The sequence below is a fragment of the Burkholderia sp. KCJ3K979 genome, from assembly GCF_016759955.1.
GTDB classification, from domain to species: domain Bacteria; phylum Pseudomonadota; class Gammaproteobacteria; order Burkholderiales; family Burkholderiaceae; genus Burkholderia; species Burkholderia orbicola.
In genome coordinates this window covers 1-7220 of sequence record NZ_JACFYV010000287.1, presented here as the reverse complement: position 1 = coordinate 7220, position 7220 = coordinate 1, and the positions used below count along the sequence as shown (strand labels likewise).

Genomic DNA, 7220 nt, shown 5'->3' with positions numbered 1-7220 from the left:
GGGCGCGCCGCCGCTCATGCGAATGGAGGATGTGCGATGAGTATCCGTGTGAAACCCGGCATGCTGCGCGACATCGCCGAGACGCTCGGCCGTCATTTCGAGGCGCGCGCGATGCCGTTCCACGTCGAGGAGCAGCCGGCCGGCGCATTGCATATCGGCTTTCGCGTCGACGGCCATCCGGCGTCGCTGACCGTGACGTTCGACGCCGACGCCTTCGCCGCGCTCGAACGGGCCGACCTCGACCGGCAACGCGGCACGCTCACGCGCGTCGCGGCCGAATTCGACACGATGATGGCGCGCCGCGCACCGACCGCGTACGCGGGCGATTTCCATTTCAACCGGCTCTGAGCCGCGCCGCACTGGCCGACCGCAGCCGCCGATTCAGGGAGGACTCGATGAACACGATCCAGACGATACGCGTGGGCGCCTGTGCGTTCGCCGCCGCGTGCGCGCTGGGCGCATGCACGCAACCCACCAACGGCCCGTACGGCACGCGCGGGGCGCCGCCCGCGCCGCCTGACGGCCGCGGCGCGCAGTCGACCACGACGATGCCGGACGCGAATACGCGCTACGACCCGCGTCCGTCGCCGGGCAACACGATGCCGCCGGATACGAGGGTCGACGTACCGGTCGACGTGCCGCCGCCGGGCCCGAACGGCGCACAGGGCGACCAGCCGCTGCCGGGCACGCCGCCGCCGATGCAGTACTGATAGGACGCGTCGCGGGGACGCGCCGCGGCGCCGCGTCACGGCATGCCGCCCCGCGATGCGGCCGGAGGAACGCGATGGCGAATCAGCACGAACACCTGGAGGACTGGCTGCGCGATGCCTACGCGATGGAGCGCCAGGCCGAGACGATGATCGACGCGCAGATGAAGCGGGTCGGCCACTACCCGCAGTTGCAGGACCGGTTGCGGCAGCATCTCGACGACACGCTCGGCCAGCAGGCGCTCGTCGAGGCGTGCCTGATGCGGCTCGGCACGTCGCCGTCGGCGAGCAAGGATCTCGCCGCGCGCATCGCCGCATACGGGCAGATCGCGAGCGGCATGCTGGCGGACGACGAAGTGGTGAAGACGGCACTGGCCGCCTACGCATTCGAGCAGTTGGAAATCGCTGCATACACCGCGCTCGTCGCGGCGGCTCAGGCGGCCGGCGAAGAAGAGATCCGCGCGTGTTGCGAGCGGATTCTCCAGCAGGAGCGCGACATGGCCGCGTGGCTGCTGCGCCATCTGCCCGAGTTGACGACGGCGTTTCTCGATCGTTCGGCGGTGGACCGCATCGACGCGAAGCGGTGACGGCGCGGCCATCGGGCTACTTCTGGGACGGGCCGTTTTCCGCGAGCGAAATACGTGCCCCCTAACTTGCCCCCGGCTTGTAAAAAAGCGGCTCCGCTGCCCGGCGAGACGGGGTACGAACCCGCGAGAGCCGCGTCGCAGCGCGCTTCGCGCGACTGGCACGGAAGCTGCGTGACGTTCGGCAGAAGAGATACCCGCGAACCGAACCGTCAGGAGGCTTTCGATGCCCGTCTCGCTTGCGCTGCAGATGCGACAGCATCTCGCACTTACGCCGAGGCTTCAGCAGTCGCTGCGGCTGCTGCAGTTGTCCTCGCTGGAGTTTCAACAGGAATTGCGTCAGGCGCTCGACATGAACCCGTTTCTCGAAGACGGCCAGGGCGACGAGGACACCGTTGCCGGCACGCCCGAGCAGCCGACCGAAGCGGCCGCGCCCGAAGCGGCGCCCGAGCACGACGACATTCGCCCGCCGGATGGCGAGGTGCCGTTTACCGCGGCGCCCGCGCCGCGCGGCACGAGCCGTCAGGGCGACGATACCGACGGCCTGTCGCCCGGCGAATGGATCGCCGCCGAGCCGTCGCTGCATCAGCAACTGCACGATGCGCTGCGGCTCTATCCGCTCAACAAGCGCGACCGCGAGGCCGCGCGCCTGGTGATCGATGCGCTGGACGACGACGGCTACCTGCGTCAGGAGCTGCCTGAACTGCTGGTCGCGGCCGATCCCGCGTGGCTGCTGTCGGAGCAGGATCTCGCGGTCGCGCTGCGGCTCGTGCAGATGCTCGACCGGCCGGGTATCGCGGCCCGTTCGTTGTCCGAATGCCTGGTCTTGCAGCTCGACGCGATTCCGGCCGGCACGCCGGCGCTCGCGGAAGCGAAGGCGATCGCGCGCGAGCATCTGGAACGGCTCGCGCGCCGCGAGACGGCCGAGATCCAGCGGCGCCTCGGCTGCAACCAGCAGACGCTGCACGCGGCCTGCGCGCTGGTGCGCGGGCTCGACCCGCGCCCCGGCAATCACTACGGCAGCACGCGCGGCGACTACGTGGTGCCCGACGTGATCGTGCGTCAGGTGCGCGACGAATGGATCGTCACGATCAATCCGGCCGTGCTGCCGCGCGCCCGCCTGCACGAGCGCTATGCGACGCTGTTCGCGCAGTCGAGCGGCGAGCGCGATTCGCCGCTCGGCCAGCAGTTGCAGGAAGCGCGCTGGCTGATCCGCAACGTGCAGAAGCGTTTCGACACGATCCAGCGCGTGGGCGAATGCATCGTCGCGCGGCAGCGCGATTTCTTCCGCTACGGCGAGATCGCGATGAAGCCGCTGGTGCTGCGCGACATCGCGGAAGAGCTCGACCTGCATGAATCGACCGTCTCGCGCGCGACCGGCAACAAGTACATGGCCACGCCGCACGGCACGTTCGAATTCAAGCATTTCTTCCCGCGCAAGCTGGAAGCAGCCGGCAAGGGCGTGTGTTCGGCGTCGGCCGCGAAGGTGCTGATCCGCGACATGATCGCGGCCGAGCGGCAGACCGATCCGCTGTCCGACGTCGCGCTCGCGGAAAACCTCGCGGGTCGCGGCATCCTTCTTGCGCGCCGCACGGTGACCAAGTATCGCCAGGCGATGAAGATTCCGCCGGCCGACCTGCGGCGCCGCGACGCCGCGTGACGGCCTCACTGTTCCAACCCCGCGCGTGCCGTCTCTCGCGTCGGCTCGCGCGCCAACGAGAGGAGCGCAACCATGCCAGCCAAATCCCAGGCCCAGCAGCGCGCCGCAGGGGCCGCGCTGTCGGCCAAGCGCGGTGACACGAAAATGAAGGACCTCAAGCCGCCGTCGAAATCGATGGCCAAGTCGATGAGCGAGAAAGAGCTCGAGAAAATGGCGTCCACGCCCACGCGCGGCAAACCGAAACACAAGCACGATGCGTGAACGGCGCCGACGTTTAGTGACGACTGCTGTCATCCAGGAGGGTTCCATGCTTCGATACGCCATCATTTTCTTCATCATCGCGATCATTGCCGCCGTGTTCGGTTTCGGCGGCATCGCGGCCGGTGCGGCCGAAATCGCGAAGATCCTGTTCTACATCTTCGTCGTGATCTTCCTGGTCACGTTGCTGCTGGGCGTCGTGCGACGATGACGGTGATGCCCGACCGGTCGCAGCGCGTCGCGGAACTCGAGCATGCGCTCGCGATCAGTTTTCCGTCGCAGTCGACCGTGGTCGTGCATGCGGACGACGCGTCCGGCCGGCTGACGATCAACGTGTCGTGGGTGCGCGTGCCGTCCGACGAGGACGCGCGCCAATGGCGCTGCTCGGTCGACATGCGCTTCGATGCGGACGTGATCGAACGCTACGCGACACTCGACGCGGCCGACCGGCTGCGCGTGCGCACGCAGCTGTGCGATCGCGCGCGGCGCGCGGTGGACGAGCACAAGCCGCGCGTCGAGGATGCCGCGATCGAGTGCAACGTGGCGCTCGACGTGACGGCCGTCGTGTTCGACGCGGCGCTGCGCGCGCCCTGACGTTCCAGCCGGCCCGCGGCCGTTCGCGGCGCGCCGGGCCGGCTTTCCCTGCCGTCCGCACGCGTGCGCCGCGGCGCGTCGCCGTGCGGCAGCGGCTCCCTACCGAATGCCACGAGGACACCTGACGATGACGACTCCCCCATCCGCCGGCAAGACGCCCCCGACGCAACCGACGCAACCACCCGACAGCGCGAAATCGCGCCAGCTCGACGCGAATCGTGCGCGGCCCGACGGCGAGGCGCTGCGCACCAACCAGGGCGTGCGGATCGCCGACAACCAGAACACGCTCCGGGGCGGCGCGCGCGGCCCGTCGCTGCTCGAAGACTTCATCATGCGCGAGAAGATCACGCATTTCGATCACGAGCGCATTCCGGAGCGGGTGGTGCATGCGCGCGGTTCGGCCGCGCACGGCGTGTTTCGCGTATACGAGCCGATGGCCGACTACACGAAGGCCGCGTTCCTGCAGGACCCGGCCGCCGAAACGCCGGTGTACGTGCGCTTCTCGACCGTGCAGGGGCCGCGCGGGTCGGCCGACACCGTGCGCGACGTGCGCGGCTTCGCGGTGAAGTTCTATACCCAGGAAGGCAACTACGATCTCGTCGGCAACAACATGCCGGTGTTCTTCATCCAGGACGCGATCAAGTTTCCCGACTTCGTGCACGCGGTGAAGCCCGAGGCGCCGAACGAGATGCCGACCGGCGCGTCCGCGCACGACACGTTCTGGGATTTCGTGTCGCTGGTGCCGGAAACCACGCACATGGTGCTGTGGCTGATGTCGGACCGCGCGCTGCCGGCGAGCTATCGCGCGATGGACGGCTTCGGCGTCCACACGTTCCGCTTCGTGAACGCGGCCGGCGTCGAGCGGTTCGTGAAATTCCACTGGCGGCCCGTGAGCGGCGCGTATTCGCTGCTGTGGGACGAGGCGCAGCGGATCGCCGGCCACGATCCGGATTTCAACCGGCGCGACCTGTGGACGGCGATCGAGCACGGCGACTATCCGGAGTTCGAACTCGGTGTGCAGATGATCGATCCGGCCGACGCGGACAAATTCGACTTCGACCTGCTGGACCCGACCAAGCTCGTGCCGGAAGAACTCGTGCCGGTGCGGCCGATCGGCCGGATGACGCTGAACCGCAACCCCGACAACTTCTTCGCGGAAACCGAGCAGGTCGCGTTTCACCCGGGCCACGTGGTGCCGGGCATCGATTTCACGAACGATCCGCTGCTGCAGGGCCGGCTGTTCTCGTACACCGATACGCAGCTGAGCCGGCTCGGCGGCCCGAATTTCCACGAGATCCCGATCAACCGGCCGGTGTGCCCGTTCGCGAACAACCAGCGCGACGCGCTGCACCGGCAGACGATCAACGTCGGCCAGGCGTCGTACGAGCCCAATTCCACGAGCGGCGGCTGGCCGCGCGAGACGCCGCCCGCGCCCGCCGGCGGCGGGTTCGAGACCGTGCCCGAGCCGCTCGAAGGCCACAAGGTGCGCGTGCGCAGCGAATCGTTCGCCGACCATTTCTCGCAGGCCGCGCTGTTCTACCAGAGCATGACCGAGATCGAGCAGCGGCATATCCGCGACGCGTACTGCTTCGAGCTCGGCAAGGTGACGCAGCCGCACATTCGCGAACGGGTGGTCAACGAGATCATCGCGCGCTTCGACGCGGGGCTCGCCGCGCAGGTCGCCGAACGGCTCGGGCTGCCCGCGCCGCAGGCGGCCGCGACGCCGGCCGTCCCGCAGCGCTCGCCGGCGCTGAGCCTGATCGGCCGCGCGAAGCCCGGCATCCGCTCGCGCAAGATCGCGCTGATCGCGACGCCCGGCGTGAATCCGGTGCTGGTCGAGCAGGTGCGCGACGCGTTGCAGGCCGCGCACGCGGTGCCGACGATCGTCGCGCCGACGCTCGCGCCGATCGGCGGCATCGTGCCGGAGGCGACGCTGGTCGGCATGCCGTCGGTGATGTTCGATGCGGTGTTCGTGTGCGGCGGCGACGGCGATGGCCGCGATCTCGCGCACAGCGCCGACGCCCGCCATTTCGTGCGGGAAGCGTTCAAGCACCTGAAGCCGATCGCGGCGGTCGGCTCGGGACGGCAACTGCTCAGCGCCGCCCACCTGCCCGACCCGGCCGAAGGCGTGTGCGTCGGCCAGGCCGTCGATCTCGACGCGGTGCTGAACACGCTGTCGGATCACCTCGGCCAGCATCGCGTGTGGGCGCGCGAACAGCAGGCGGAGGAGCTGCCGGCATAGGGCCGGCATCGGGCCGACAGCGGCCGACAAGCGGCCGACAAGCGGCCGACAAGCGGCTTGCGCCGTATGGCGCGCTCGCCCTCGGGCGGGCGCGCATCCGGCAAGGAGGAACATGCATGGCACCGCGGATGATTTGGAAAGGCGCGATCAGCTTCGGGCTCGTGCACGTGCCCGTGCAGTTGTATCCGGCGACGCGCACCGTGAAACCGTCGTTCCGGATGCTCGACAAGCGCTCGATGGACCCGATCGGCTATCGGCAGATCAACAAGCGCACCGGCAAGGAGGTCACGCGCGAGGACATCGTGCGCGGCTACGAATACGAGAAGGAGCGCTACGTCGTGCTCACCGACGACGAGATCCGCGCGGCGAACCCGGAATCGACGCAGACCGTCGACATCCTGACCTTCGTCGACGAGGACGCCGTGTCGTTCCTCTATCTCGACACGCCGTACTACCTGGTGCCGGACCGCAAGGGCGAGAAGGTCTATGCGCTGCTGCGCGACGCGCTGAAGGACAGCGGCAAGATCGGCATCGCGCTGGTGGTGATGCGCGACCGCCAGCATCTGGGCGCGCTGATCCCGGTCGGGCCGATACTCGCCCTCGATACGCTGCGCTGGCAGGAGGAATTGCGGCCGCTCGACGAGCTGTCGGTGCCGGCCGAGGACGCGAAGGGCGCGGGCGTCAGTGCGCGCGAGCTCGGGATGGCGAAGAAGCTGATCGACGACATGTCCGGCAAATGGACCCCCGACGAATATCACGACACGTTCCGCGACGACATCCTCGAACTGGTCGAGCGCAAGGTGCGCGCGGGCAAGATCGAGGAGATCGAGGACCGGCCCGCGCAGACCGGCCGCGCGGCGAGCAACGTGGTCGATCTGACCGAGCTGCTGAAGCGCAGCCTGAAGGGCGGCGCGGGGGCGCGCGCGGCGGACCTGCGTGCAGAGCGTGGCGAAGAGGAGGACGAGGCGTCTTCATCGTCGTCGTCGCGCGGCGGCGCGCGCCGCAAGCCGGCGGCGAAATCCGCATCGAAGGGCGCGGCGACGAAAACCGCGGCGAAGAAGACCGCCGCGAAACGCGGCGCGACGAGCGCCCCTGCGGCAAAGAAGACGGCCGCGCGCCGCAAGCACGCGGCGTGACGCCGATGACGCCGACTCCGATTTCGATTCCGGTTCCGA

General features: G+C 69.0%; 9 protein-coding genes. All 9 read left to right on the top strand.

All coding sequences use genetic code 11. The annotated features are described in order from the left end of the window. The first annotated feature begins 36 nt into the window (after positions 1–36). The 9 genes from H3O04_RS32620 to ku all read left to right on the top strand — a co-directional run bounded on the left by H3O04_RS32620 (position 37) and on the right by ku (position 7181). Positions 37–348 (top strand): hypothetical protein, encoded by a 312-nt coding sequence (locus H3O04_RS32620; RefSeq protein WP_023477786.1) that lies wholly within the window; start codon positions 37–39, stop codon positions 346–348. A gap of 47 nt (positions 349–395) precedes the next feature. Beyond that, positions 396–710, top strand: a complete 315-nt coding sequence (locus H3O04_RS32615) for a hypothetical protein (RefSeq protein WP_012336615.1) — start codon at positions 396–398, stop codon at positions 708–710. Positions 711–784: 74 nt separating this feature from the next. Further along, entirely contained in the window at positions 785–1294 is a 510-nt protein-coding gene (locus tag H3O04_RS32610; protein ID WP_011545558.1) for a DUF892 family protein, read from the top strand. Positions 1295–1517: 223 nt separating this feature from the next. Then, on the top strand, positions 1518–2951 hold the full coding sequence (locus tag H3O04_RS32605) for an RNA polymerase factor sigma-54 (RefSeq protein WP_011545557.1): 1434 nt from the start codon (positions 1518–1520) through the stop codon (positions 2949–2951). Between the two features lie 72 nt (positions 2952–3023). After that, positions 3024–3212, top strand: coding sequence for a DUF3008 family protein (locus H3O04_RS32600; protein ID WP_011545556.1), 189 nt, complete (start codon positions 3024–3026; stop codon positions 3210–3212). A gap of 46 nt (positions 3213–3258) precedes the next feature. Further along, on the top strand, positions 3259–3420 hold the full coding sequence (locus tag H3O04_RS32595) for a DUF1328 family protein (RefSeq protein WP_006767422.1): 162 nt from the start codon (positions 3259–3261) through the stop codon (positions 3418–3420). Then, positions 3417–3803, top strand: a complete 387-nt coding sequence (locus H3O04_RS32590) for a DUF3022 domain-containing protein (RefSeq protein ID WP_011545555.1) — start codon at positions 3417–3419, stop codon at positions 3801–3803. The genes H3O04_RS32595 and H3O04_RS32590 overlap by 4 nt, the downstream gene beginning before the upstream one ends. Positions 3804–3930: 127 nt before the next feature. Then, a complete protein-coding gene (gene katE, locus H3O04_RS32585) occupies positions 3931–6045 on the top strand; it encodes a catalase HPII (RefSeq protein WP_202589258.1) in 2115 nt (704 codons plus the stop codon). Between the two features lie 116 nt (positions 6046–6161). Next, a complete protein-coding gene (gene ku, locus H3O04_RS32580) occupies positions 6162–7181 on the top strand; it encodes a non-homologous end joining protein Ku (RefSeq protein ID WP_124476438.1) in 1020 nt (339 codons plus the stop codon). The last annotated feature ends 39 nt before the right edge of the window (positions 7182–7220 follow it).

Bases quoted from the DNA above. Each gene is read 5' to 3' on its own strand.
- H3O04_RS32600 (WP_011545556.1), top strand. From the start codon at position 3,024: ATGCCAGCCAAATCCCAGGCCCAGCAGCGCGCCGCAGGGGCCGCGCTG.
- H3O04_RS32620 (WP_023477786.1), top strand. From the start codon at position 37: ATGAGTATCCGTGTGAAACCCGGCATGCTGCGCGACATCGCCGAGACG.
- H3O04_RS32595 (WP_006767422.1), top strand. From the start codon at position 3,259: ATGCTTCGATACGCCATCATTTTCTTCATCATCGCGATCATTGCCGCC.
- H3O04_RS32615 (WP_012336615.1), top strand. From the start codon at position 396: ATGAACACGATCCAGACGATACGCGTGGGCGCCTGTGCGTTCGCCGCC.
- katE (WP_202589258.1), top strand. From the start codon at position 3,931: ATGACGACTCCCCCATCCGCCGGCAAGACGCCCCCGACGCAACCGACG.
- ku (WP_124476438.1), top strand. From the start codon at position 6,162: ATGGCACCGCGGATGATTTGGAAAGGCGCGATCAGCTTCGGGCTCGTG.
- H3O04_RS32605 (WP_011545557.1), top strand. From the start codon at position 1,518: ATGCCCGTCTCGCTTGCGCTGCAGATGCGACAGCATCTCGCACTTACG.
- H3O04_RS32610 (WP_011545558.1), top strand. From the start codon at position 785: ATGGCGAATCAGCACGAACACCTGGAGGACTGGCTGCGCGATGCCTAC.
- H3O04_RS32590 (WP_011545555.1), top strand. From the start codon at position 3,417: ATGACGGTGATGCCCGACCGGTCGCAGCGCGTCGCGGAACTCGAGCAT.